Origin of the sequence: Streptomyces sp. NBC_01465 (genome assembly GCF_036227325.1) — a bacterium.
In the GTDB taxonomy this organism is placed as follows: Bacteria; Actinomycetota; Actinomycetes; order Streptomycetales; family Streptomycetaceae; genus Streptomyces.
Window position 1 is genome coordinate 6,503,587 of the sequence record NZ_CP109467.1, and the last position, 23,834, is coordinate 6,527,420.

A 23,834-nucleotide genomic window follows, 5' to 3' on the forward strand; every position below is an offset into this window, starting at 1 on the left:
CTTCACGTGGCAGCCCCTCACTCCGAGTGGTGGCGCTCTGCGGCCATCTACCAGGTGTACGTACGCAGCTTCGCGGACGCGGACGGCGACGGCACCGGTGATCTCGCGGGCGTCCGCTCCAAGCTGCCGTACCTCGCCGAACTCGGCGTCGACGCGCTCTGGTTCACCCCCTGGTACCTCTCCCCGCTCGCCGACGGCGGATACGACGTCGCCGACTACCGCACCATCGACCCCGCCTTCGGCACCCTCGGCGAGGCGGAGAAACTCATCGCCGAAGCGGGCGAGCTCGGCATCCGTACCATCGTCGACATCGTGCCCAACCATGTCTCCGACCAGCACGTCTGGTTCAAGGCGGCACTGGAGGCCGGGCCCGGCAGCCCCGAGCGCGAGCTCTTCCACTTCCGTCCCGGGCGCGGCGAGAGAGGTGAACTCCCGCCCAACGACTGGCCGTCGCAGTTCGCCGGCGAGACCTGGACGCGGGTGGCGGACGGCGAGTGGTACCTCCACCTCTTCGCGCCCGAGCAGCCGGACCTCAACTGGGCGCATCCACAGGTGCGCAGCGAGCACGAGGACGTCCTGCGCTTCTGGTTCGAGCGCGGGGTGGCAGGTGTACGGATCGACTCCGCGGCCCTGCTCGCCAAGGCCGAGGGGTTGCCCGACTTCGTCGAGGGCCGCGATCCGCATCCGTACATCGACCAGGACGAACTCCACGACATCTACCGCTCCTGGCGCAGGGTCGCCGACGAGTACGGCGGTGTCTTCGTCGGCGAGGTCTGGCTGCCGGACTCCGAGCGCTTCGCCCGCTATCTGCGCCCCGACGAACTGCACACCGCCTTCAACCTCAACTTTCTGACCTGCCCGTGGGACGCGGCCCTGCTCCGCAGGACCGTCGAGGAGACCCTCGCCGAGCACGCACCGGTCGGCGCGCCCGCCACCTGGGTGCTCGCCAACCACGACGTCACACGGACCGTGACGCGGTACGGGCGCGAGGAGAGCGGGTTCGATTTCGCGGCCAAGACCTTCGGGACCCCCACGGACCTGGTGCTCGGCACCCGCAGGGCGCGCGCGGCGGCGCTGCTCTCCCTCGCACTGCCGGGTTCGGTCTACCTCTACCAGGGCGAGGAACTCGGCCTGCCGGAGTCGGAGATACCGCTGGACCGCATCGAGGACCCCATGCACTTCCGGTCCGGGGGGAGCGATCCGGGACGCGACGGCTGCCGGGTGCCGCTGCCCTGGACAGCCCGGCGGCCGGTCGTGGAACCGTGGCTTCCGCAGCCGGAGGGCTGGGAGTCGTACGCAGCTGAACTCCAGGTGGGGGACCCGGCGTCGATGCTGTCGCTCTACCGCACGGCGCTGCGGCTGCGGCACGACGGGGAGGGGTTCGGGGACGGGCCGATGGAGTGGCTGCCGGCCGGCGACGGGGTGCTCGCCTTCAGCCGTCCCGGCGGTCTGATCTGCGTCGTCAACCTGGCCGCGGAGCCCGCCGAACTCCCCGGCCACCGTGACGTCCTGCTCACCAGCGGCCCGCTGGACGACGCCGGACGCCTCCCGCAGGACACCGCGGTCTGGCTGCGGGCCTGATCAGGGGAGCGGCTGCGGCGGGCGGGGTCCGGTGTACTGACCACTGGGCCGCATCCGCAGCGGCCGCTCCTCGTACTCCTCCAGCGTGTGCGCGATCCAGCCCGCCGTGCGCGCCACGGCGAACACGGTCTCGCCGGCCTCGGCGGGCATGCCGGTGGTCACCGTCAGTACGGACAGGGCCAGATCGACGTTGGCGTACAGCTCGGTGTGGCGCGCGGTCGTGGTGATCACGTCGCGGGCCGCCGCCAGCGCGGGGGCCGCCTGCTCCACGTCCTCCAGTGCGGCGAACAGGGCCTGGGCGCGCGGGTCTTCGCCCGGGTAGATGCGGTGCCCGAGACCGGGGACGCGGCGGCCGGTGCGCAGATGGTCGGCGACCACGGGGGCCGCGCTGCCCCGTTCGATGACCTCGGCGAGCATCCGGTGGGCGAGGCCGCTGGCCGCGCCGTGCAACGGGCCTTCGAGTACGCCGAGGCCGGCCGACACCGCGGCGTACGGATGGGCGCGGGCCGAGGCCGCGACCCGTACCGCGAGGGTGGAGGCGGCCAGGTCGTGGTCGATGAGCAGAGCAAGTGCCAGGTCCAGGACGCGAAGTGACGCTGCGTCAGGCGGCTGTACGGTCAGCCGGGGCCAGAGCCGCTCGGCCAGCGGCCCCTCGCCGTGGTGTGCCGTGCCGGCCAGGGGGAGCGCGGTCACCAGAGTTGGGATGAGCGTGCGCGCGGTGGCGAGCACGGCCGCCTCCGACAGGTCGAAGCGCAGCGGATCGCTGGCCGCGGCGGCGACCGCCGCCACGCGCAGCCGGTCGGTCGGGGCGGAGTGCGGGGGCAGTGCGTCGACGGCGCGGCGGGCGGCCTCCGTCACGTCCCGGGGAGCGGTGAACCGGATGCCGGGCCGCAGCACGCCGGTCCACAGCCACTCGGCGACCTCCTCGTAGGAGTAGTTGCGCGCCAGCTCGGCGGCGTCCACGCCCCGGAAGAAGTACCGGTCCTTGTCGATCAGCGTGATCCGGGTCCGTACGGACAGCTCGCCGTTGCCGCCGCTCGCGGAATCCCGCCGGGAGCGCCGCACCAGGGCGTCGACCTCCTTGGCGTCGAAGGTGGAGCCCCGGCTGCCGGGGCCGCGGCGGCTCGAGAGCTGGCCGCGGCTCACGTACGCGTAGACCGTCTCCGGCTTCACGCCGAGCCGTTCCGCCGCCTCCCGGGTGGTCAGCCGCTGTTCTTCCGTCACGATGCTCACCGTACTCATATTGATTCAATCAATATTGACAAGGATTAAGTCAAGCATGGATGGTCGAATCAAGAAAGAGGGAGGAAGAGATGTCGATCAGCACAGCACCGGCTCAGGCTCCGGCTCCGCGTGGGCTGGCGGGCGTAGTAGTCACCGAGACCGCACTCGGAGACGTCCGCGGAACCGAGGGCTTCTACCACTACCGCCAGTACTCGGCGGTGGAGCTCGCCGAGACCCGTACCTTCGAGGACGTCTGGTACCTGATGGTCCACGGCGAACTCCCCTCCCTCGCCGAGCGCGAGGTGTTCACCGCACGCACCGCAGCACTGCGGACGCTCCCCGAGGAGGTCCGGGAGGCGCTTCCCGCGATCGCCCGTGCCGGATCGGGTCCTCTCGCGGGCCTCCGTACGGCGCTCTCCCTGTTCGGTGCGTCCGCCGGCTTCCGCCCGGTGTACGACATCACCCCCGACCAGCGCGCCGACGACGCCCTCGCCGCCTGCGCGGTCGTCCCCACGCTGCTGACGGCGCTGTACCGCATCGGGCAGGGGCTCGACCCCGTCGCGCCGCGCACCGACCTGCCGCACGCGGCCAACTACCTCTACATGCTGACCGGTTCGGAGCCGGACCCGGTCCGTGCGCGAGCGGTCGAGCAGTATCTGATCTCGACGATCGACCACGGCTTCAACGCGTCCACGTTCACGTCCCGCGTCATCGCCTCCACCGGCGCCGATGTGGCGGCCTGCCTGGTCGGCGCCGTGGGCGCCCTCTCGGGCCCCCTCCACGGCGGCGCCCCCAGCCGTGCCCTGGACACCCTCGACGCCATCGCGACCCCGGGCCGCATCGACCCCTGGATCCGCGAACGCGTTCTGGAGGGCGACCGCATCATGGGCTTCGGCCACCCCGTCTACCGCACGGAGGACCCCCGCTCGCGGATGCTGCGGGGCATCGCACAGCAATTCGGCGGCCCGCTGGTGGACTTCGCGGTCCAGGTCGAGTCCCGGGTCGAGGCGATCCTGGCGGAACTGAAGCCGGGCCGCGAGCTCCACACGAACGTCGAGTTCTACGCGGGCGTGGTGATGGAACTCTGCGGCCTGCCGCGCGAGATGTTCACCCCGACGTTCTGCGCGGCGCGCGTGGTGGGCTGGAGCGCGAACATCCTGGAACAGTCGGCAGACTCCAAAATCATCCGACCTGCGGCGCGGTACGTCGGGCCATCAGCACCTCAGGCAGTCCCGGCCATCTGACATGCCGAAAGCCCGGCATCCACCGAGATGCCGGGCCGAAGGGGCGCGGTCAGGCGTCGGGGATGTCACCTTTCGCCCTGATGAGTGTCTCGCGGCTGACAATCACGATCCGCTCGTAATCGGCGCGCGAAGCATCGGAGGGCAGCTCAGCTTCGAGGGTTGCAGTAGCTTCTGTCCCGATTACGGCGAAATTTCCGTCGCTGAGTTCGAACAGATCGGGGCAGGACTGCCCGTTGAGACTGCCGCGGGCTGTGGGCGGGACACCGATGCGGCGCACAATCTTCAAAGTAGTGGCTCAAATTCTTCAACGGGCGGACGGGGGAGGGGCAGGCCACTCGCGTCCGCGACCCCTTGAGCGCTACGGACTCGACATTGGCGTCACCCTAGATGTCAACTCGCTTGTGTAGCAAGGTGCTTGTGCGGGCGCCGAGGTCCCGTGCACCGCAGCAACCATGATGCGGCACAGGGGTAACGATCAACTGGTGGAGAGGTCACGCCGCTGGCAACTCGTATGCCGTAAGCGCACGGTGCGATGCAAGGGGGTGATCGACCGGCGGGAGCCTACTCCGCGGGTGGCTGGCCGACGATCCACCACTCTTCATCGTTCTCGTCCAGTTCGCGTATGAGAGCGTCCATCATGCGGCCCGCCCGGGCCTCCTCGGAAGTACTGACCAGGCTCTGGCGATGATGGGAGGTCGCTCGCCAATAGTCCCGGACGATCCGGTTGTTGAAGGTCTGCCTGAGGTGCCCGAAGAGCTCCTGCTTTGAGACGAGGCCGACCCGGTGGGCCAGGAGGGCGTTGGTGTAGAGGATGTTGGCGAAGAGGTATTGCCGCTGCGTGGCGTGCGGGAAGTCCTCGTCGTAGGTGTCCAGTACCGCAGCCAGATCCGGATCGTCGATCGCCTTGGTCAGGAGCTCGTACAGCAGTTGCTGTTGACGGCCCAGGCTGACGTTTTTGTCGTGCCGCCGCCGTTCGACGAGGCTCCGGTGCTGGGCGACCAGCACGGCCAGGCCTGCCGCCCCTCCGGCTGCGATCCCCGCCGCGACGGCCTCCAGCATCCCTAGCTTCTGTGTGGCCATGTCAATACCCCCGATTTGGGCGACCCTGGTCCCTCGTCGGTTGCGGGTGGCGGGCTGCAGGGCGACGAGGGACGGGGTGCACGTGTCGTTCCTCCAGGGTGCCGAGCGGCTCTGGTCGGCGGGGAGGGGCGGAGAGGCGGCGCACGGTCGGATCGGGCTGTGAGGTCGTGCGCCCTGTCGGATGTGTGCCCGTTACACGTCGCTAACAATCGTTTACTTCGCGTCGGATTGACGAGACCCCGCTGCACTACGATCTGAACCCATGTCCAGGAAACCCGTCCCCGTCGTCGTCCTCGCCGGGTTCCTCGGCTCCGGCAAGACCACCCTCCTCAACCATCTCCTCAGGCAGAGCAGGGGCACCCGCATCGGTGCCGTCGTCAATGACTTCGGCGCCGTCGAGATCGACGCGATGACCGTCGCCGGGCAGGTCGACTCGATGGTCTCCCTCGGTAACGGCTGTCTGTGCTGCGCCGTCGACGCCAGTGAGCTCGACGACTACCTGGGCAGACTCGCCCGCCCCGAGCTGCGCATCGACGTCATCGTCATCGAGGCGAGCGGGCTGGCCGAGCCCGAAGAGCTCATCCGGATGATCCTGGCCGCCGAGAACCCGGACATCGTCTACGGGGGCCTCGTCCAGGTCGTCGACGCCGCCGAGTTCGACGCCACCCGCGCCCGTCACCCCGAGACCGACCGCCATCTCGCCCTCGCCGACCTCGTCGTGCTCAACAAGGCCGACCGGGCGGACGAGGCCGGAATCGAGCGGACCCTGACGTCCGTCGGCGAGCTCAGTCCCGGGACGCCCGTCGTCCGGACCTCGTACGGACAGATCGATCCCGAGCTCCTCATCGACCGCCGTGCCGTCGGCGAGCGCGTCGGGCAGCTCTCCTTCGACGATCTGCGTGCCGACGAGGAAGGGGATCATTCGGGGCATCTTCATGCCGCCTACGAGAGCGTGGAGTTCGTCTCGTCCGACCCGATGAACCCCCGGCGCCTCATGGAGTTCCTCGACCGCCGGCCCGAAGGCCTCTACCGGATCAAGGGCTTCGTCCACTTCGAAGTCCCCGAGAACGAGGGGAAGTTCACCCTCCACGCCGTCGGACGTTTCCTGCGCTTCTACCCGGGCGCCTGGGCCACCGGCGAGGAACACCTCACCCAGCTCGTCCTCATCGGCTCCGGCATCGACGCCGCCGCCCTCCGCAAGGAGCTCGACGGCTGCCGGGAGACCGCACCGCAGGACGCCCGACCCGAGTCGATGTGGGGCGTCCTGCGGTACGTGGACCAGGACTGACTTCCGCCGTTACGAAGCCGGGCCCGCCAGCGCCGCGACCGGCGTCAGCAGCGGAACCCCCGAACCGTCGCGTCGCGGGTCCTGCGCCGGCAGCTCCACCGCCGTGCCGTTGGACGAGGCCGCCCGGGCCGGGGCCGGTCCTGCCCAGGCCAGCACCAGCAGGTCCTCGCCCTTCAGGAACCGCTGGCAGCGCACACCGCCGGTGGCGCGGCCCTTGCGCGGGTACTGGTCGAACGGAGTGAGCTTCGCCGTCTGCGCCGAATCGTCCAGCGTCCCGTGCGAACCGGCGACCGTGAAGACCACCGCGTCCACCGCCGGATCCACCGCGGTGAAGGAGATCACCTTGGCGCCGACGGCCAGCTTGACGCCCGCCATACCGCCCGCCGGACGGCCCTGCGGCCGTACCTGCCCCGACGGATAGCGCAGCAGCTGGGCGTCGTCCGTGATGAAGACGAGGTCCTCCTCGCCCGTGCGCAGTTCCGCCGCGCCGACGACCCGGTCGCCGTCCTTGAGGCCGATGACCTCCAACTCGTCCTTGTTGGCGGGGTAGTCGGGCACGACCCGCTTGACGATGCCCTGTTCGGTGCCGATCGCCAGACCCGGCGACGACTCGTCCAGCGTGGTGAGACAGACAACGGTCTCGTCGTCATCCAGCGAGACGAACTCCGAAACGGATGCGCCGCCCGCCAGATTGGGCACGTTCGCCGTGTCCGGAAGCTGCGGGAGGTCGATGACCGCGATCCGCAGCAGCCGCCCGGCCGAGGTCACCACCCCCACGTCGCCGCGGGCCGTCGCCGGCACCGCCGAGACCACAACGTCGTGCTTCGTACGCTTCCCGGAATCCTCCGCGAACGGCTCACCGTTGGCCGTACGGGCCAGCAGACCCGTCGAGGACATCAGCACCCGGCAGGGGTCGTCCGCGACCTCCAGCGACACGGCGGCCACCGGTGCGCCCGCCGACTCCATGAGCACCGTGCGCCGGTCGGTGCCGAACTTCTTGGCCACCGCGGCCAGTTCGGCCGAGACGATCTTGCGCAGCTCGGTGTCCGACTCCAGGATCGCGGTCAGCTCGTCGATCTCGCTGTTCAGCCGGTCGCGCTCGCTCTCCAGCTCGATCTTGTCGAACTTGGTGAGGCGGCGCAGCGGGGTGTCGAGGATGTACTGCGTCTGCACCTCGCTCAGCGAGAAGTGCGAGATCAGCCGCTCCTTGGCCTGCGCCGAGTTGTCGCTGGAGCGGATGAGACGGATGACCTCGTCGATGTCGAGGAGGGCGACGAGCAGTCCCTCGACCAGGTGCAGCCGGTCGCGCCGCTTGGTGCGGCGGAACTCGCTGCGGCGCCGTACGACCTCGAAGCGGTGGTCGAGATAGACCTCGAGCAACTCCTTGAGGCCCATGGTCAGCGGCTGGCCGTCCACCAGTGCCACGTTGTTGATGCCGAAGGACTCCTCCATCGGCGTCAGCTTGTAGAGCTGCTCGAGAACCGCTTCAGGGACGAAGCCGTTCTTGACCTCGATGACCAGACGCAGCCCGTGCGAGCGGTCGGTGAGGTCCTTGACGTCCGCGATGCCCTGCAGCTTCTTCGCCGAGACCAGGTCCTTGATCTTGGCGGTGACCTTCTCCGGGCCGACGGTGAAGGGCAGTTCGGTGACGACCAGGCCCTTGCGGCGCGCGGTGACGTTCTCCACCGCCACCGTGGCGCGGATCTTGAAGGTGCCGCGCCCCGACGCGTACGCGTCCTTGATGCCCGTGAGCCCCACGATCCGCCCGCCGGTCGGCAGGTCGGGACCGGGGACGAAGCGCATCAGCGTCTCGAGGTCGGCGGCCGGATGCCTGATCAAGTGCCGGGCGGCGGCGATGACCTCGCCCAGGTTGTGCGGCGGCATGTTCGTCGCCATGCCGACGGCGATTCCGGTCGCGCCGTTGACCAGCAGGTTCGGATAGGCGGCGGGCAGGACGCCCGGCTCCTGCTCCTGGCCGTCGTAGTTCGGCGTGAAATCGACCGTGTCCTCGTCGATGGACTCGGTCATCAGCGTCGTGGCGTCGGCCATCCGGCACTCGGTGTACCGCATGGCGGCCGGCGGGTCGTCGTTGCCGAGGGAACCGAAGTTGCCGTGCCCGTCGACGAGCGGGAGCCGCATCGAGAAGGGCTGTGCCATGCGCACCAGGGCGTCGTAGATGGACGCGTCGCCGTGCGGGTGCAGCTTGCCCATCACTTCGCCGACGACACGGGCACACTTCACATAGCCGCGGTCGCGGCGCAGCCCCATCTCGTTCATCTGGTAGACGATGCGCCGGTGGACGGGCTTCATACCGTCCCGGGCGTCCGGCAGGGCCCGGGAGTAGATCACCGAGTACGCGTACTCGAGGAAGGAGCCCTGCATTTCATCGACCACGTCGATGTCGAGGATCTTCTCCTCGAAGTCCTCCGGCGGCGGGGTCTTCGTGCTGCGGCGGGCCATCGCTGCTGCGGCTCCTTCACATGCCTTGGTCAGGTAGGGACGCCGACCATTGTGGACCGTCCCACTGACAACACCGACCGCGACCCGGGAACTTAGCGCGCTGTCGGTGCGCTTGCATACAGTGGCAGGACTTCGCTTTTCTCTTTACCGCGATCGAAGGGACGTACATGCCCATGGGTCACACGGCCACCGCCGAGGCCTCCTCCGGCGGCCTGACAGCAACGGAACACAGGCTGGCCAATGGCCTGCGCGTGGTGCTCTCCGAGGACCACCTGACCCCGGTCGCCGCAGTCTGCCTCTGGTACGACGTCGGTTCGCGCCACGAGGTCAAGGGCCGTACGGGCCTGGCTCACCTCTTCGAGCACCTGATGTTCCAGGGCTCCGGACAGGTGAAGGGCAACGGTCACTTCGAGCTGGTGCAGGGAGCCGGCGGATCGCTCAACGGAACCACCAGCTTCGAGCGCACCAACTACTTCGAGACGATGCCCACCCACCAGCTGGAGCTCGCGCTCTGGCTGGAGGCGGACCGGATGGGCTCGCTGCTCGCCGCCCTCGACGAGGAGTCGATGGAGAACCAGCGCGACGTCGTCAAGAACGAGCGCCGGCAGCGGTACGACAACGTGCCCTACGGCACCGCGTTCGAGAAGCTGACCGGCCTCTCCTACCCGGAGGGGCACCCGTACCACCACACGCCGATCGGCTCGATGGCCGACCTCGACGCAGCGACCCTCGAGGACGCGCGCGCCTTCTTCCGTACGTACTACGCGCCCAACAACGCGGTGCTCTCGGTCGTCGGTGACATCGACCCGGCGCAGACCCTCGCCTGGGTCGAGAAGTACTTCGGCACGATCCCCGCGCACGACGGCAAGCAGCCGCCGCGCGACGGCTCGCTCCCGGAGACCATCGGCGAGCAGCTGCGCGAAGAGGTCCACGAGGAGGTTCCGTCGCGCGCGCTGATGGCCGCCTACCGCCTCCCGCAGGACGGCACCCGCGAGTGCGACGCGGCCGACATCGCCCTCACGATCCTCGGCGGCGGCGAGTCCTCCCTGCTGCACAACCGTCTCGTACGGCGCGACCAGACGGCCGTCGCGGCCGGCTTCGGCCTGCTCCGGCTGGCCGGTGCCCCCTCGCTCGGCTGGCTGGACGTCAAGACGTCGGGCGGTGTCGAGGTCCCGCAGATCGAGGCGGCCGTCGACGAGGAGCTCGCCCGGTTCGCCGAGCAGGGCCCCACGGCCGAGGAGATGGAGCGCGCCCAGGCCCAGTTGGAGCGCGAGTGGCTGGACCGGCTCGGCACCGTGGCGGGGCGCGCCGACGAACTGTGCAGGTACGCCGTCCTGTTCGGCGACCCGCAGCTCGCGCTGACCGCCGTGCAGCGGGTCCTCGACGTCACGGCCGAGGAGGTGCAGGCGGTCGCCAAGGCGCGTCTGCGCCCCGACAACCGTGCGGTCCTCGTGTACGAGCCGACCACCGCCGCCGATGCGACCGAAGAAGAGGGGGCGGACCAGTGACGGAGACCACCGACACCGCTGCCGTGAGCATGACGTACCACCCGCAGCCCCAGCCGGGCACCGCAACGCCCTGGGCGTTCCCGGCCCCCGGGCGTTCCACGCTCCCCAACGGTCTGACGGTGCTGCGCTGTCACCGTCCGGGCCAGCAGGTGGTCGCCGTCGAGGTCAACCTCGACGCCCCCCTGGACGCCGAGCCCGAGGGCCTCGACGGGATCGCCACGATCATGTCGCGCGCCTTCAACGAGGGCACCGACAAGCACACCGCCGAGGAGTTCGCGGCCGAACTGGAGCGCTGCGGCGCCACCATGGACGCCCACGCGGACCACCCGGGCATCCGGGTCTCCCTGGAGGTCCCCGTCTCCCGGCTGCCGAAGGGGCTCGGCCTGCTCGCCGAGGCACTGCGCGCACCGGCCTTCGCCGACGGCGAGATCAGCCGGCTCGTACGCAACCGCCTCGACGAGATCCCGCACGAGCAGGCCAACCCGGGCCGCCGCGCCGCCAAGCAGCTCTCCAAGGAGCTCTTCCCGGCGACCCTGCGCATGTCGCGCCCCCGCCAGGGCACCGAGGAGACGGTGTCGAACATCGACGCCGCCGGGGTCCGCGCCTTCTACGACGCCCATGTGCGCCCCGCCACGACCACGGCCGTGGTCGTCGGTGACCTCACCGGCGTCGACCTGGACGCGCTGCTCGCCGAGACCCTCGGCGACTGGACCGGCAACACCGCGGCCCCGCGCCCGGCCCCGCCGATCACCGCCGACGACACGGGCCGCGTGATCGTCGTGGACCGCCCCGGCGCCGTACAGACCCAGCTGCTGATCGGCCGGATCGGCGCCGACCGGCACGACCGCGTCTGGCCCGCCCAGGTGCTCGGTACGTACTGCCTCGGCGGCACCCTCACCTCGCGTCTGGACCGCGTCCTGCGCGAGGAGAAGGGCTACACCTACGGCGTCCGGGCCTTCGGCCAGGTGATGCGCTCCGCCGCCGACGGCAGCGGCGCCGCGATGCTCGCCATCAGCGGCTCGGTGGACACGGAGTCCACTGGACCGGCGCTGGAGGACCTCTGGAAGGTGCTGCGCACGCTCGCCGCCGAGGGGCTCACCGACGCGGAGCGCGAGACCGCCGTACAGAACCTGGTGGGTGTCGCCCCGCTGAAGTTCGAGACGGCGGCGGCGGTCGCGGGCACGCTCGCCGACCAGGTCGAGCAGCACCTTCCCGACGACTTCCAGGCGCAGTTGTACGCGCGGCTGGCGGAGACCGGGACGGTCGAGGCCACGGCCGCGGTCGTCAACGCCTTCCCCGAGGACCGCCTCGTCACGGTCCTGGTCGGGGACGCGGCGAAGATCGCGGAGCCCGTCAGGCAGCTGGGCATCGGCGAAGTGACCGTCGTCACGGGCTGATTGACGGACAGGGGCAAAAGGGACCTCGGCGGCCGGGCGGCCGCCGAGGTTCTCCCTTTTGTCCGGTTTGTTCTGTGGTTGCCTGGATGTCCTGTGGCGTGCGCTACAAAACAAGCTGTCTGTTTGGTTCCGGTAAGCGGGAGCGTTTAGCGTCGATTTCGCTGTTCGTCGTACGTAAGCCGCATCCGCGGCCCCGGACAGTGATCGCCGAGTCCCCGTCAGGCGCGAGCCTGGGGAGCCGGGGACCCACTCAGTCCCTGGGGTGAATCGGGCCCAGCCGCAAGGCGCACGCCCGTAGGAGACCTTCCTGCTCCGAACCCGTCAGCTAACCCGGTAGGCGAGAAGGAAGGAAAGGACCAGCCCCTTCATGGCGTTCGCCCGCCCTACCGGTAAGCACCGTGCCCCGAACCGTCTGACGCGCAGGACCGCGACCTTCGCCGGTGCCGCCGCCCTCGCCACGACCGGCGTCGTCGGAACCCTGGCCGCCCCGGCCATGGCCGCCGAAGCCGCGGCCCCCGCCGTGGACACCACCGGCCTCACCCAGACCATCGTGATCGGCGACTCCCTCGCCGCGCACGTCGACGCCCAGGCCGCCGCGCAGAAGCACGAGGCCGCCACGGCCAAGGCCGCCGCGAAGGCCAAGGCGGAAGCCAAGGCGAAGGCCGAGGCCAAGGCCAAGAAGGCACGCGAAGCCAAGGCGAAGGCCGAGGCCAAGGCGAAGCAGGAGCGCGAGGCCAAGGAGCGCGCCGCCCGCGAGGCCGAGCGCAAGCGCCTGAACGCCTACGTCGCGCCCATAACGGGCTCCTACGTCTCCACCGGCTACAAGACCGGCGGCAGCCTCTGGTCCTCCGGCAGCCACACCGGCATCGACTTCCACGCCGCGTCGGGCACCTCGGTCCACGCCGTCGGCGCCGGCACCGTCGTCGAGGCCGGCTGGGGCGGCGCGTACGGCAACAACGTCGTCATCAAGATGAACGACGGCACGTACACGCAGTACGGCCACCTCTCGTCCATCGGCGTCTCGGTCGGCTCCGCCGTCACCTCCGGCCAGCAGATAGGCCTCTCCGGCGCCACCGGCAACGTCACCGGCCCGCACCTGCACTTCGAGGCCCGTACGACCGCCGAGTACGGCTCGGACATCGACCCGGTCGCGTACCTGCGCTCGCACGGCGTGAACGTCTGACAGCTGCTCCACCCGTAGCACCACCGAGAAGGCCCCGGCGCATCAGCGCCGGGGCCTTCCGCGTACGGTTCCGTGGCCAAAAGATATCCATGATTAACCGGCCGCCATCGGAAATTCACGTCCGCTGCAATAGAGTCGCCGAACAGGCGTCGATCGACCGCGTTTCGCGGGGATTAAGGCGGAGGTTCGGTGATGCGCATTCCGGCGCACTCGGTATGCACGGCGATCCGTGACGACATCGTCTCCGGTGTCTTCGAGCGCGGCAGCCGGCTCACCGAGGAGGTCCTGGCCCGCCGGTACGGCGTCTCGCGCGTACCGGTGCGCGAAGCACTGCGGACCCTGGAGTCCGAGGGCTTCGTGCTCACCCGCCGCCATGCCGGCGCCTGCGTCGCCGAGCCCACCGAGCAGGAGGCGGCCGATCTTCTGGAGATGCGGCTGCTGCTGGAGCCGATGGGCGCGGCCCGGGCAGCTCAGCGACGTACCGAAGCCCACCTCAAAGTCCTGCGCGGCCTGGTCAGGCTGGGGCAGGAGCGGGCCAGGCGGGGGCAGGGCGAGGACCTGCGCTCGCTCGGCGGCTGGTTCCACGAGACCCTCTCCCAGGCCTCGGGCAGTCCGCCGCTGACCGCGCTGCTCACCCAGCTGCGGCACAAGATCGCCTGGATGTACGCCGTCGAGCAGCCCGTGCGTCCTGTCGACTCGTGGGCCGAGCACGGTGCGATCGTCGACGCCGTGGCACGCGGCGACGCGGAGCGGGCCAGGGCGCTGACCGTGCAGCACGCGGAGCGCGTGAGCTCCGCGCACCGGCTGCGCCGCCCCGACGCAATGCGTGTGAGGACTTCGCAACATGCTGTAAACAACGCGGGCGGTTCGCATTAACAGTCGCGCCGTATACAAAGAAGAGGCATTTAAGAGCCTCTCTTTTCTGCTGCCCGAAAAAGGTTCAGGAAATGCCGAAGCCGCTCCACCACAATTCTGGTGGAGCGGCTTCGGTGTGCGAAATTCAGACGGTCTCGGGGAGCTCCTCGAGACCCTCGGCGACCAGCTTCGCCAGACGGTCGAGAGCGGCGTCCGCACCCTCGGCGTCCGAAGCGAGCACGATCTCCTCGCCGCCCTGCGCGCCCAGACCGAGCACGGCGAGCATCGATGCGGCGTTGACGGGGTTGCCGTCGGCCTTGGCGATCGTCACCGCGACGCCGGAGGCCGTGGCGGCACGGACGAAGATGGAGGCGGGACGGGCGTGCAGACCCTCGGCCCAACCGACATTTACGCGGCGCTCAGCCATGGTGTTGCCCTTCAAGTTCTCTGACTGTTGTCTAGACCATTCAACCACGGGGTACGGGATGCTGAGGCCCAGCCTGCACCGGTCGGGGTCGCCCCGCGACCCGTAGGCGACCCGTAGGCTCTCCTCATGAACCCGGACCTGGCGTACCCGGCGCACTGGGAAGCCGATGTCGTGCTGCGCGACGGCGGCACCGCGCGGATCAGGCCGATCGCCCCCGACGACGCCGATCGGCTGGTCAGTTTCTACGAGCAGGTCTCGGACGAGTCGAAGTACTACCGCTTCTTCGCGCCCTACCCGCGGCTGTCCGACAAGGACGTGCACCGCTTCACCCACCACGACTACGTCGACCGGGTGGGCCTCGCGGCAACGATCGGCGGCGAGTTCATCGCCACCGTCCGCTACGACCGGATCGGCACCGGCGAGGCCGAGGTCGCCTTCCTCGTCCAGGACGCGCACCAGGGGAGAGGCGTCGCATCGGCCCTCCTGGAGCACATCGCGGCGGTCGCCCGAGAACGCGACGTGCACCGCTTCATCGCCGAGGTGCTGCCCGCCAACAACAAGATGATCAAGGTGTTCACGGACGCCGGCTACGAGCAGCGGCGCAGCTTCGAGGACGGCTCGGTCCACCTCACCCTCGACCTGGAGCCCACCGAGGCGTCCCTCGCCGTCCAGCGGGCGCGCGAGCAGCGCGCCGAGGCCCGCTCGGTGCAGCGCCTGCTCGCCCCCCGCTCCGTCGCCGTCGTCGGCACGGGCCGCGCACCCGGCGGAGTGGGCCGTACGATCCTGCGCAATCTGCTCGCCTCCGGCTTCACCGGCCCGGTGTACGCGGTGAACAAGGCCTTCCCCGCCGACGTCACCGAAGTCGACGGCGTCCCCGCCCACCCCTCCGTCGCCGCCATCGGCGAGAGCGTCGACCTCGCGGTCGTCGCCGTCCCCGCCGAACGGGTCCCCGAGGCCGTCGCCGACTGCGGCGAGAGCGGCGTCCAGGGCCTGGTCGTTCTCTCCGCCGGATACGCGGAGAGCGGCCCCGAAGGCAGGGAGCGCCAGCGCGAACTGGTGCGCCAGGCCCGTTCGTACGGGATGCGCATCATCGGCCCCAACGCCTTCGGCCTGATCAACACCTCCGACGCGGTCCACCTCAACGCCTCGCTCGCCCCCGAGTCCCCGGCCCCCGGCCGCATCGGCCTCTTCACCCAGTCGGGGGCCATCGGCATCGCCCTCCTGTCCGGACTGCACCGCAGGGGCGCCGGCCTCTCCTCCTTCATCTCCTCCGGGAACCGCGCAGACGTCTCCGGCAACGACTTCCTGCAGTACTGGTACGACGACCCCGACACCGACGTCGCCCTCCTCTACCTCGAATCGATCGGCAACCCGCGCAAGTTCACCCGCCTCGCCCGCCGCACCGCCGCCGTGAAGCCCGTCGTCGTGGTCAAGGGCGCCCGGCACAGCGGCTCCGCGCCGCCCGGCCACGCCGTGCCCGTCACCCGCGTCCCCGACGCCACGGTCTCGGCCCTGCTGCGCCAGGCGGGCGTCATCCGCGTCGACACCGTCACCGAACTGGTCGACGCGGGCGTCCTGCTGGCCGGGCAGCCGCTGCCCGCAGGGCCCAGGGTCGCGATCCTCGGCAACTCCGAATCGCTCGGCCTCCTCACGTACGACGCCTGCCTCACGGAGCGGCTGCGCCCGCTCCCGCCCCGCGACCTGACGACGTCCGCAACGCCCCAGGACTTCCGCGCGGCACTCGCCGAAGCGCTCGCCGACGACGGCTGCGACGCGGTCGTGGTGACCGCGATCCCCTGGGTGGGGGAGGACGGCATGAAGGAGATGGGCGACGGCGAGATCCTCGGCGCGGCCCTGCGCGAAGCCGCCGCAGGCGCCCCCGCCAAGCCGGTCGCGGTCGTCCACGTCGAGATCGGCGGCCTGGCGGAAGCCCTGGCCGCGGCCACGGCGACGGTCGCCCCGGCCGCACCCCGCCCCGACACCTCCCCGGCCGCCGACGCGCCCGAGAAGGACGGAGAACCCCTCCCGTCCCACCCCGCGCGCATCCCCGTCTACCCCGCCGCCGAGCGCGCCGTCCGGGCCCTCGCCCAGGCCGTCCGGTACGCCCAGTGGCGCCGCCAGGCCGCAGACCCCGGCAAGGTCCCCGAGTACGACGACATCGACGAGGCCGGTGCCGCCGCCCGCATCGAGCAGCTCCTCGCCACCGCCCACGTCGACGTCTCCCGCGGGCTGCCCCTCTCGCCCCAGGACGCGCGCGAACTGCTCGGTCTCTACGGCATCGAGGTCCGCCCGACCCTCCCTGCGCCGTACGCGGATGCCGCCGTCGCGGCCGCCGCCGACCTCGGCTACCCCGTCGCCCTCAAGGCCACCGCCCCCCACCTGCGCCACCGCCCCGACCTCGGCGGCGTACGCCTCGACATCGCCACCGAGGCCGGACTGCGGCGCGCCTACCAGGAGTTGACCGACGCGCTCGGCACGGCGGACGAGGTCCAGCCGGTCGTGCAGGCGATGGTCCCGCGCGGCGTCGACACCGTCGTACGGTCCGCGATCGACCCCGCGGTCGGCGCGGTCCTCTCCTTCGGCCTGGCCGGCGCCCCCTCCGAACTCCTCGGCGACACCGCCCACCGGCTCGTCCCCGCCACCGACCGGGACGCCGCCGAACTGATCAGGACCATCAGGACCGCACCCCTCCTCTTCGGCTGGCGCGGCTCGGCCCCCGTCGACACGGCCGCCCTCGAAGAGCTGCTGCTCCGCGTCTCGCGCCTCGTCGACGACCACCCCGAAGTGATCGCCGTGGCCCTGGAACCCGTGGTCGTCGCCCCCGGCGGACTCTGCGTCCTCGGCGCTTCCGTACGTCTGGCACCACCCCCCGCCAGAGGCGACCTGGGCCCCCGCCGCCTCCCCAGCTACTGATCTCACCGAGGGCCCGGACGTACCGGGCAGGGACGTAAGATGGAGCCCATGGCAAAGACCGGTACGACGACCCAGGGGCTCCGCGCGGCGATCGAGCGCAGCGGCTACTACCCGGCCCTCGTGGCCGAGGCGGTGGAGGCCGCCGTCGGCGGCGAGCCGGTCTCCTCGTACCTGGTGCACCAGGAGACGACGTTCGACTCCAACGAGGTGCGCCGCCATGTCACCGTCCTCGTCCTCACCGGCCACCGTTTCATCGTGAGCCACACCGACGAGCAGGCGGCCGACGACAGCTCCCCGACGCCGTACGCGACGACCTCCACGGAGTCCGTCAAGCTCGACCGGATCTCCTCCGTCGTCCTGAGCCGCGTCGTCGCCAACCCGGAGAAGTACGTCCCCGGCACCCTGCCCCGCGAGGTCGTCCTGACCATCGGCTGGGGCGCGGTCTCCCGCCTCGACCTGGAGCCCGCCGCCTGCGGCGACCCCAACTGCGAGGCGGACCACGGCTATACGGGCAGTTCTACGGCGGACGACCTGAGCCTGCGCGTCAGCGAGGCCGGCGACGGCCCGGACACCGTGCGCCAGACGCTCGCCTTCTCCCAGGCGCTCTCCGAGGCGACCGCGGCGGCCTCCCGCTGATGGCCCAGCCCGTCTGGCACGATCCGGAACCTCTCGCCCTCACGACCGCGCCCGTCCCCCAGTACGGCACGGGCTCCCTCGCGGACCTCCTCCCGACGCTCGCCGCGGGCATGGAGGTCCCGGGCATGACGGCGGGGATCGCCGAACTGACCCCCGCCGACCGCAACTGCGTCTTCCTGATCGACGGACTCGGCTGGGAGCAGATCAAGGCGCACCCCGCCGAAGCCCCGTACCTCCACTCCCTGCTCCCCACCTCGCGCGGCAACACGGGCCGCCCGCTGACCGCGGGCTTCCCCGCCACCACGGCGACCTCGCTCGCCTCGGTGGGCACCGGACTACCGCCCGGCGCGCACGGCCTCACCGGCTACACGACGCTGAACCCCGCGACCAACGAGCTGATGAACCAGCTCCGCTGGAAGCCCTGGACCGACCCGCACGCCTGGCAGCCGTATCCCACGGTCTTCGAGCTCGCGGATGCGGCCGGAGTGCACACCGCGCAGGTCTCCTCCCCGGACTTCCGGCACACCCCGCTCACCAAGGTCGCGCTCAGCGGAGGCACCTTCCACGGGCGCCTCACCGGCGAGGACCGGATGGACCTCGCGGCCATCCAACTGGGCGCGGCGGACCGGTCGTTGGTCTACACGTACTACAGCGAGGTGGACGGCAAGGGCCACCGCTTCGGCGTCGGCTCCGACGACTGGCGCGGCCAGCTGATGTACGTCGACCGTCTCGTCCAGCGCCTCGCCGACCAGCTCCCGCCCCGCTCGGCGCTGTACGTCACCGCCGACCACGGCATGATCGACATCCCCTTCGACGAGGAGTCGCGCATCGACTTCGACGAGGACTGGGAGCTCGGCGCGGGCGTCGCCCTGCTCGGCGGCGAGGGCCGCGCCCGCCATGTCTACGCCGTACCCGGCGCGGCGGCCGACGTCCTCACCGTCTGGCGCGAGGTCCTCGGCGAGCAGTTCTGGGTGGCGAGCCGCGACGAGGCGATCGCGGCCGGCTGGTTCGGCCCCTCCGTCGACGAGCGGGTGTACGGCCGGATCGGCGACGTCGTCGCCGCGGCCCACGCCGACGTCGTGATCACCGCCTCGCGGCGCGAGCCGCACGAGTCCCAGATGGTCGGCATGCACGGCTCGATGACCCCCGTGGAGCAGCTGGTCCCGCTGCTCGAAGTCCGTCCGTAACCCCCCTCCCACCCCCACCTGAAAGGCGCTCAACTCCCCATGCCCGAGCTCGTGTTCTTCTCCGGAACGATGGACTGCGGAAAGAGCACACTCGCTCTTCAGATCGGGCACAACCGATCGGCCAGGGGACTTCAGGGCGTCATTTTCACGCGTGACGACCGGGCGGGCGAGGGCAAGATCTCGTCCCGTCTCGGTCTGGTCAGCGAGGCGGTCGAGGCCGCCCCGGGGCGTGACCTCTACGCGTATGTCGTGGACGAGCTGTCCCAGGGCGGCAAGATCGACTACGTGATCGTGGACGAGGCCCAGTTCCTCGCCGCCGACCAGATCGACCAGCTCGCCCGGATCGTCGACGACCTCGACCTGGACGTCTTCGCCTTCGGGATCACGACCGACTTCCGCACCCGGCTCTTCCCCGGCTCGCAGCGACTGATCGAACTGGCGGACCGCCTGGAGACCTTGCAGGTCGAGGCGATGTGCTGGTGCGGGGCGCGGGCCACGCACAACGCCCGTACGGTCGACGGCGAGATGGTCGTCGAGGGCGAGCAGGTCGTGGTGGGTGATGTGAACCGCCCGGCGCAGGAAGTCGGCTACGAGGTGCTGTGCCGCCGCCACCACCGGAAGCGCATGACGAGCGCGTCGGCTCAGGCGGGGGCGCTGTCGCCCGACGTGCTTCCGGTCGGCGCGGCCTGAGCAGACCGAGGTGCCGGGCCCGCCCCGTGGCCGGGCCCGGCCATCCCCGGATGGCGGCTCCTCAGCCCGCGAGGGCGAGCCATCCCGCCATGAGCAGCGTCGCCCCGGCCAGGACCGCGGCCGTCACCGTGGGAAGGGTCCACCGGCCGGTCCGGGTGTGCGAGGACCTGGCCAGGACGGCCGCCCCGGCGGCGAGGACCACGGGCAGCCCCGTCCAGAACACGACGATCGCGGCCGCACCGAGCACGGCCAGCAACAGGGCGCGGAGACCGGTGCGTTCGGCGGGCCGTGCCGCAGCACGGCGCACGGCCACTCCGAACACCACGGCGCTGCCCAGCACGGCGAACGCGACCAGCAGGGGCAGCGTGCCGAGACCGTGCTGGTCGGCCGACACGTCCCAGGTGTCGCCCTTCAGCGGTGTGCTCACGTAGGTGCCGACCAGCATCACGCCGAGAGCGGCGACGGCGACGGCGACGGTTGTACGGATGCTGCTTGCCTTCGGCATCGACTCTGTGGATTTCATGGGTCCTCCTCCGGTCGGCGACCCCTGCCGGATCGCTCGGCCACCACCGTGCGCCCGAGCCCCGCGGCTCCGCCGCTGACAACGGGCCCGGAACGGCCGGGGAGTCGACCCGGCCGAGGAGGGACTCCGGTCCCGGGTCACCGGGACACGTCCCCTGCCAGACTGGGGGCACGGAGGTGTGCGATGGCCCTGGCCGAGAGCACCGCGCGACAGCGACACAGCCCGACCCTCGTCTGGGCCCCGACCGCCGTCACCGTGCTCGCGGGCGCCGGTGGCACGTACATCGCGTACCTCCCGGACCACGGACTCCTCGCGCACACCGGCGACTTCGGGCGCGACACCCTGAGCATCGCGCTCGCCGCCGTCAGTTGGGCGGTCACCGGATCCGCCCTCACCGGCCTGCGGCCCAAGAACGCCGTCGGACGGCTGCTGACCGCCGTGAGTCTCCTGCTCGCGCTCACCGCGCTGTTCCAGGCGTACGGCGTGTACGGCGCGGCAGTGGCCGACCCGGCCTGGCCCGCCGCCCGCCTGGCCGCCCAGCTGTTCAGCACGCTGTGGCTGCCCGCCTGGCTGCTGCCGTACAGCGTGCTGCTGGTGCTGTATCCGCAGGGACGGCCGCAGGGACGCCGTGCGCGCGTACTCGCGTGGACGGCGACGGCCGGGCTCGCACTGGTGGTGGTCGCCGGCGCCTTGAGCCCGTCCTTCTACGACGACATGGTCGCGCACGGCGACCCGCCCCTGTACGCCCCCGCCGTCCTGTACTCCACGGCGTTCGGAGCGGGTCTTCTGCTCCTCGCCGCCGCGACGCTCGCCATCTGGGTCGACACCGGGGTGCGCCTGGCCCGTTCGCGCCCACCGCAACGGCAGCAACTGGCCTGGCTGGTGGCCGTCCTGCCGCCGATCGGCATCGCCACGTTCTTCACCGACCGGATCGTCTCCAACACCCTCAGCATGCTGCTGCCGGTGGCCGTCGGCGTCGGTGTGCTGCGCTACCGGCTGCTCGGCATCGATCTCGTCCTGCGCCGCTGGCTGGTGTACGGCACCCTGACCGCGGCCGTCGTCGCCGCCTACCTCGCCGCCACCGCGCTAGCCGGCGCCACCCTCGGGCACGGTGTTCTGCCGGGCGTGGTGGCGGCAGCGCTGGTCGCGGTGGGGCTCGCCCCGCTGCAAGGCCGGCTGCAGCGGGCCGTGGACCGCTTCGTGTACGGCGACCGCCGCGACCCCCTGCGGGCGCTGGCCCGCGTCGGTGACCGGCTCGCGACCGGCGCCGAGGAGGCCGACGGAGGCGTGCTCGCCGCGGTGCTCACCGCCACCGCGGAGTCCGTACGGGCTCCCGGCGCCGAACTTCTGGACGTGGACGGGGAGTTGCTCGCCCGGTGCGGCGCGCGGCCGACAGGTTCCGTACCCGCCGCCGATGTTCCGCTGCGGCTCTCCGGAACGCTGGTCGGCACGCTGCGGATCGCCGACCGTACGACCCATGAGCCGTACACGGCCGCCGACCTGAAGGTGCTCCGCGCCCTCGCCCCCTCGATGGCCGCCGCCGTACGGGCCGATGCCCTTGCCCGGGAGCTGGCGGCGGAGCGCGACCGGGTCATCGGCGCCACCCGCGCCGAACGCGACCGCTTCCGCAGGGACCTGCACGACGGCCTCGGCCCCGCCCTCATGGGAATCGCCCTGGCGCTCCAGGTCGCCTCGGACTCCCTCGACACCGGCGACCGCGCGACGGCCCGGCACATGGTGGAGGCGGCCCGGGCCGAGGCCGACGCGTCCGGTGCCGAGGTCCGGCGCATCATCCAGGACCTGCGCCCGGGAACGCTCGACCGACTGGACCTGCTCGGCGCGTTGCGTGAACGCGCGCGGTCGTTCGCACCGGATCTGCCGGTCCGGGTGAGCGGACCGGCGGGTCCGGCGCGGCTTCCCCCGGACGTGGAGACGACGGCGTACCGGATCGCGTGCGAGGCGCTGACCAACGTGGTACGGCATGCGGCGGCCACTCGGGCACTCGTCGAACTCACCTTTGCCGACGGCGAGTTGACCGTACGGGTGGACGACGACGGCCGAGGCCTGAGGCACTGCCAGGACCCGCCCCCGGCGGGCACCGGAGTGGGCCTCGACAGCATGCGGGCCCGCGTCGCGTCGCACGGCGGGACACTCGTCGTGGACTCGCCCGGCCGGCTCGGCGGAACGGCGGTCACCGCGCACCTCCCCATCGAGGAGCGGTCATGACACCCGAGCGGCCACCGATCCGGGTGGTCGTCGCCGACGATCACCCCATGTACCGGCTCGGACTGCGGGCCGCCCTCGACAGCGACCCCGGCGTCCAGGTCCTCGCCGAGGCGGCCGACGGTGCGGAACTCCTCGATGCCGTACGGCTGCACACCCCCGACGTCGTGATCACCGACCTGTCCATGCCGGGCACCGACGGCATCCAGGCCATCCGGGCGATACGGCAGCACAGCCCGGGCACCGGCGTGCTGGCCCTCACCATGCACGACGGCGACGACAGCGTTTTCGCGGCCCTGCGCGCGGGGGCGAGCGGCTACCTGGTCAAAGGAGCCGACCGGGGGGAGATCGTCGCCGCCGTGGTCCAGGTCGCCGCGGGCGGCGCCGCCTACGGAGAGGCCGTGGCCCGGCGCATCGCCGAGTTCTTCACCTCCCGCAGCGCGGCCGACTGCGCGACGCGGGCTTTCCCCCTGCTCACCGACCGCGAACGTGATGTCCTGGACCTGCTGGCGGCCGGCTGCGCCAACCGGGAGATCGCCCGCCGTCTGCGGCTTTCGGACAAGACGGTCCGCAACCACGTCTCGGCGATCCTGCTGAAGCTTCAGGTGCACGACAGGACCGCCGCTGCGCTCCGCGCCCGCGAGGCCGGTCTGGGCCGCGACGGATTCGTGTGAACAGACTAGAGACGCCGGTTGGCCGGCAGGTTCCTTCATGGTTTCGGTGACTGCCCTCGGGGCGGCCCGGCGGATGTACTTGTGCCAGTCCGCAGACCTCGATGAGCCGGGCTCCGGTGGGCCACCCGCGGGGCGCCCACTGTTCGACAAAGGAGTCATCATGACCGCGTACGCCCAAGAGAACAGTGTCCAGGAGCTGGAGCGCACCTGGATGAACGAGGCCATCGGCCTTGCCACCGCCAGCGTGCAGAACGGCGGCGGTCCGTTCGGCGCACTGATCGCCAAGGGCGGCGACATTGTTGCGATCGGCAACAACAACGTCACCTCGCACCTGGACCCGACCGCGCACGGCGAGGTGAGCGCGATTCGTGCCGCCTGCCAGGAGCTGGGCTCCTTCTCCCTCGAGGGCTGTGTCCTGGTCACCTCGTGCGAACCGTGTCCGATGTGTCTCGCCTCCGCGCTGTGGGCGCGCGTCGACCGGATCATTTTCGCCGCAGACCGGGACGACGCCGCGGCGGCCGGTTTCGACGACCGCAAGTTCTACGACCTCTTCGAGAAGCGGCCCGTGGAGCTGTGGCCGCTGGCGATCGAGCGGGTGGACATGCCGAACCGCACGGCGCCCTTCGACGCGTGGCTGGCCAAGTCCGACCGTATCGACTACTGACACACCCCTGGACAACCGAAAGCCCCAGGTCACACTCTTCGTGACCTGGGGCTTTCGGTTGTCCGGGGGGGGGAAAG

The 23,834-nt window shown here is 71.0% G+C and carries 20 protein-coding genes and 1 riboswitch; of the genes, 14 read left to right on the plus strand and 6 right to left on the minus strand.

Features of this window, described 5'->3' with window-relative positions; translation table 11 throughout:
- Nucleotides 1–6: 6 nt before the first annotated feature.
- The gene (locus tag OG707_RS30645) at nt 7–1,581 is read left to right on the plus strand and encodes a glycoside hydrolase family 13 protein (protein WP_329124009.1); all 1,575 of its coding nucleotides are present in this window, start codon (nt 7–9) and stop codon (nt 1,579–1,581) included.
- On the opposite strand, the gene OG707_RS30650 is transcribed toward OG707_RS30645, so the two are convergent.
- Nucleotides 1,582–2,805 carry a citrate synthase gene (locus OG707_RS30650; RefSeq protein WP_329124012.1) on the minus strand — a complete coding sequence of 408 codons (1,224 nt, stop codon included), beginning with the start codon at nt 2,803–2,805 and terminating at the stop codon, nt 1,582–1,584.
- A gap of 89 nt (nt 2,806–2,894) precedes the next feature.
- On the opposite strand from OG707_RS30650, the gene OG707_RS30655 reads away from it, so the two are divergent.
- The gene (locus OG707_RS30655) at nt 2,895–4,049 is read left to right on the plus strand and encodes a citrate synthase/methylcitrate synthase (protein WP_329124014.1); all 1,155 of its coding nucleotides are present in this window, start codon (nt 2,895–2,897) and stop codon (nt 4,047–4,049) included.
- A gap of 49 nt (nt 4,050–4,098) precedes the next feature.
- Here OG707_RS30655 and OG707_RS30660 read toward each other — a convergent pair whose 3' ends face one another.
- Together OG707_RS30660 and OG707_RS30665 are read right to left on the minus strand one after the other, a co-directional pair.
- Nucleotides 4,099–4,335: a hypothetical protein gene (locus OG707_RS30660; RefSeq protein ID WP_329124015.1), complete on the minus strand. Its 237-nt coding sequence runs from the start codon at nt 4,333–4,335 to the stop codon at nt 4,099–4,101.
- 275 nt (nt 4,336–4,610) lie between these two features.
- The gene (locus tag OG707_RS30665) at nt 4,611–5,129 is read right to left on the minus strand and encodes a DUF6082 family protein (protein WP_329124017.1); all 519 of its coding nucleotides are present in this window, start codon (nt 5,127–5,129) and stop codon (nt 4,611–4,613) included.
- 262 nt (nt 5,130–5,391) lie between these two features.
- Here OG707_RS30665 and OG707_RS30670 point away from each other — a divergent pair, with 262 nt between their 5' ends.
- Nucleotides 5,392–6,417 (plus strand): CobW family GTP-binding protein, encoded by a 1,026-nt coding sequence (locus OG707_RS30670; RefSeq protein ID WP_329124019.1) that lies wholly within the window; start codon nt 5,392–5,394, stop codon nt 6,415–6,417.
- Between the two features lie 9 nt (nt 6,418–6,426).
- On the opposite strand, the gene OG707_RS30675 is transcribed toward OG707_RS30670, so the two are convergent.
- Nucleotides 6,427–8,877, minus strand: a complete 2,451-nt coding sequence (locus OG707_RS30675; RefSeq protein WP_329124021.1) for a DNA gyrase/topoisomerase IV subunit A — start codon at nt 8,875–8,877, stop codon at nt 6,427–6,429.
- 167 nt (nt 8,878–9,044) lie between these two features.
- Between OG707_RS30675 and OG707_RS30680 the strand changes: the two genes are divergently transcribed.
- The 4 genes from OG707_RS30680 to OG707_RS30695 all read left to right on the plus strand — a co-directional run bounded on the left by OG707_RS30680 (nt 9,045) and on the right by OG707_RS30695 (nt 13,841).
- Nucleotides 9,045–10,385 (plus strand): M16 family metallopeptidase, encoded by a 1,341-nt coding sequence (locus OG707_RS30680; RefSeq protein WP_329124023.1) that lies wholly within the window; start codon nt 9,045–9,047, stop codon nt 10,383–10,385.
- Between the two features lie 29 nt (nt 10,386–10,414).
- Nucleotides 10,415–11,782, plus strand: a complete 1,368-nt coding sequence (locus OG707_RS30685; RefSeq protein WP_329128068.1) for a M16 family metallopeptidase — start codon at nt 10,415–10,417, stop codon at nt 11,780–11,782.
- A gap of 195 nt (nt 11,783–11,977) precedes the next feature.
- Nucleotides 11,978–12,136: riboswitch (cyclic di-AMP (ydaO/yuaA leader) on the plus strand.
- 13 nt (nt 12,137–12,149) lie between these two features.
- Nucleotides 12,150–12,965, plus strand: a complete 816-nt coding sequence (locus OG707_RS30690) for a M23 family metallopeptidase (protein ID WP_329124025.1) — start codon at nt 12,150–12,152, stop codon at nt 12,963–12,965.
- 192 nt (nt 12,966–13,157) lie between these two features.
- Entirely contained in the window at nt 13,158–13,841 is a 684-nt protein-coding gene (locus OG707_RS30695) for a GntR family transcriptional regulator (RefSeq protein ID WP_329124028.1), read from the plus strand.
- A 124-nt stretch (nt 13,842–13,965) separates the two neighbouring features.
- Here OG707_RS30695 and OG707_RS30700 read toward each other — a convergent pair whose 3' ends face one another.
- A complete protein-coding gene (locus tag OG707_RS30700; protein ID WP_329124029.1) occupies nt 13,966–14,247 on the minus strand; it encodes an HPr family phosphocarrier protein in 282 nt (93 codons plus the stop codon).
- Between the two features lie 126 nt (nt 14,248–14,373).
- Between OG707_RS30700 and OG707_RS30705 the strand changes: the two genes are divergently transcribed.
- From OG707_RS30705 to OG707_RS30720, 4 genes are read left to right on the plus strand one after another with little or no spacing between them, the layout of a single operon-like run.
- Nucleotides 14,374–17,160, plus strand: a complete 2,787-nt coding sequence (locus OG707_RS30705; protein ID WP_329124031.1) for a bifunctional acetate--CoA ligase family protein/GNAT family N-acetyltransferase — start codon at nt 14,374–14,376, stop codon at nt 17,158–17,160.
- A 48-nt stretch (nt 17,161–17,208) separates the two neighbouring features.
- Nucleotides 17,209–17,796, plus strand: coding sequence for a DUF5998 family protein (locus OG707_RS30710; protein ID WP_329124033.1), 588 nt, complete (start codon nt 17,209–17,211; stop codon nt 17,794–17,796).
- Nucleotides 17,796–18,983 (plus strand): alkaline phosphatase family protein, encoded by a 1,188-nt coding sequence (locus tag OG707_RS30715; RefSeq protein ID WP_329124035.1) that lies wholly within the window; start codon nt 17,796–17,798, stop codon nt 18,981–18,983. Before OG707_RS30710 ends, OG707_RS30715 begins: the two co-directional genes overlap by 1 nt.
- Before the next feature lie 39 nt (nt 18,984–19,022).
- Nucleotides 19,023–19,673 carry a thymidine kinase gene (locus OG707_RS30720; protein WP_329124037.1) on the plus strand — a complete coding sequence of 217 codons (651 nt, stop codon included), beginning with the start codon at nt 19,023–19,025 and terminating at the stop codon, nt 19,671–19,673.
- 61 nt (nt 19,674–19,734) lie between these two features.
- Here the strand turns inward: OG707_RS30720 and OG707_RS30725 are convergent, their stop codons facing one another.
- Entirely contained in the window at nt 19,735–20,196 is a 462-nt protein-coding gene (locus OG707_RS30725) for a hypothetical protein (RefSeq protein ID WP_329124039.1), read from the minus strand.
- A 183-nt stretch (nt 20,197–20,379) separates the two neighbouring features.
- Here OG707_RS30725 and OG707_RS30730 point away from each other — a divergent pair, with 183 nt between their 5' ends.
- From OG707_RS30730 to OG707_RS30740, 3 genes are all read left to right on the plus strand, one after another.
- Entirely contained in the window at nt 20,380–22,422 is a 2,043-nt protein-coding gene (locus OG707_RS30730) for a sensor histidine kinase (RefSeq protein ID WP_329124041.1), read from the plus strand.
- The gene (locus tag OG707_RS30735; protein WP_329124043.1) at nt 22,419–23,093 is read left to right on the plus strand and encodes a response regulator transcription factor; all 675 of its coding nucleotides are present in this window, start codon (nt 22,419–22,421) and stop codon (nt 23,091–23,093) included. The genes OG707_RS30730 and OG707_RS30735 overlap by 4 nt, the downstream gene beginning before the upstream one ends.
- A gap of 160 nt (nt 23,094–23,253) precedes the next feature.
- On the plus strand, nt 23,254–23,757 hold the full coding sequence (locus OG707_RS30740) for a nucleoside deaminase (RefSeq protein ID WP_329124045.1): 504 nt from the start codon (nt 23,254–23,256) through the stop codon (nt 23,755–23,757).
- The last annotated feature ends 77 nt before the right edge of the window (nt 23,758–23,834 follow it).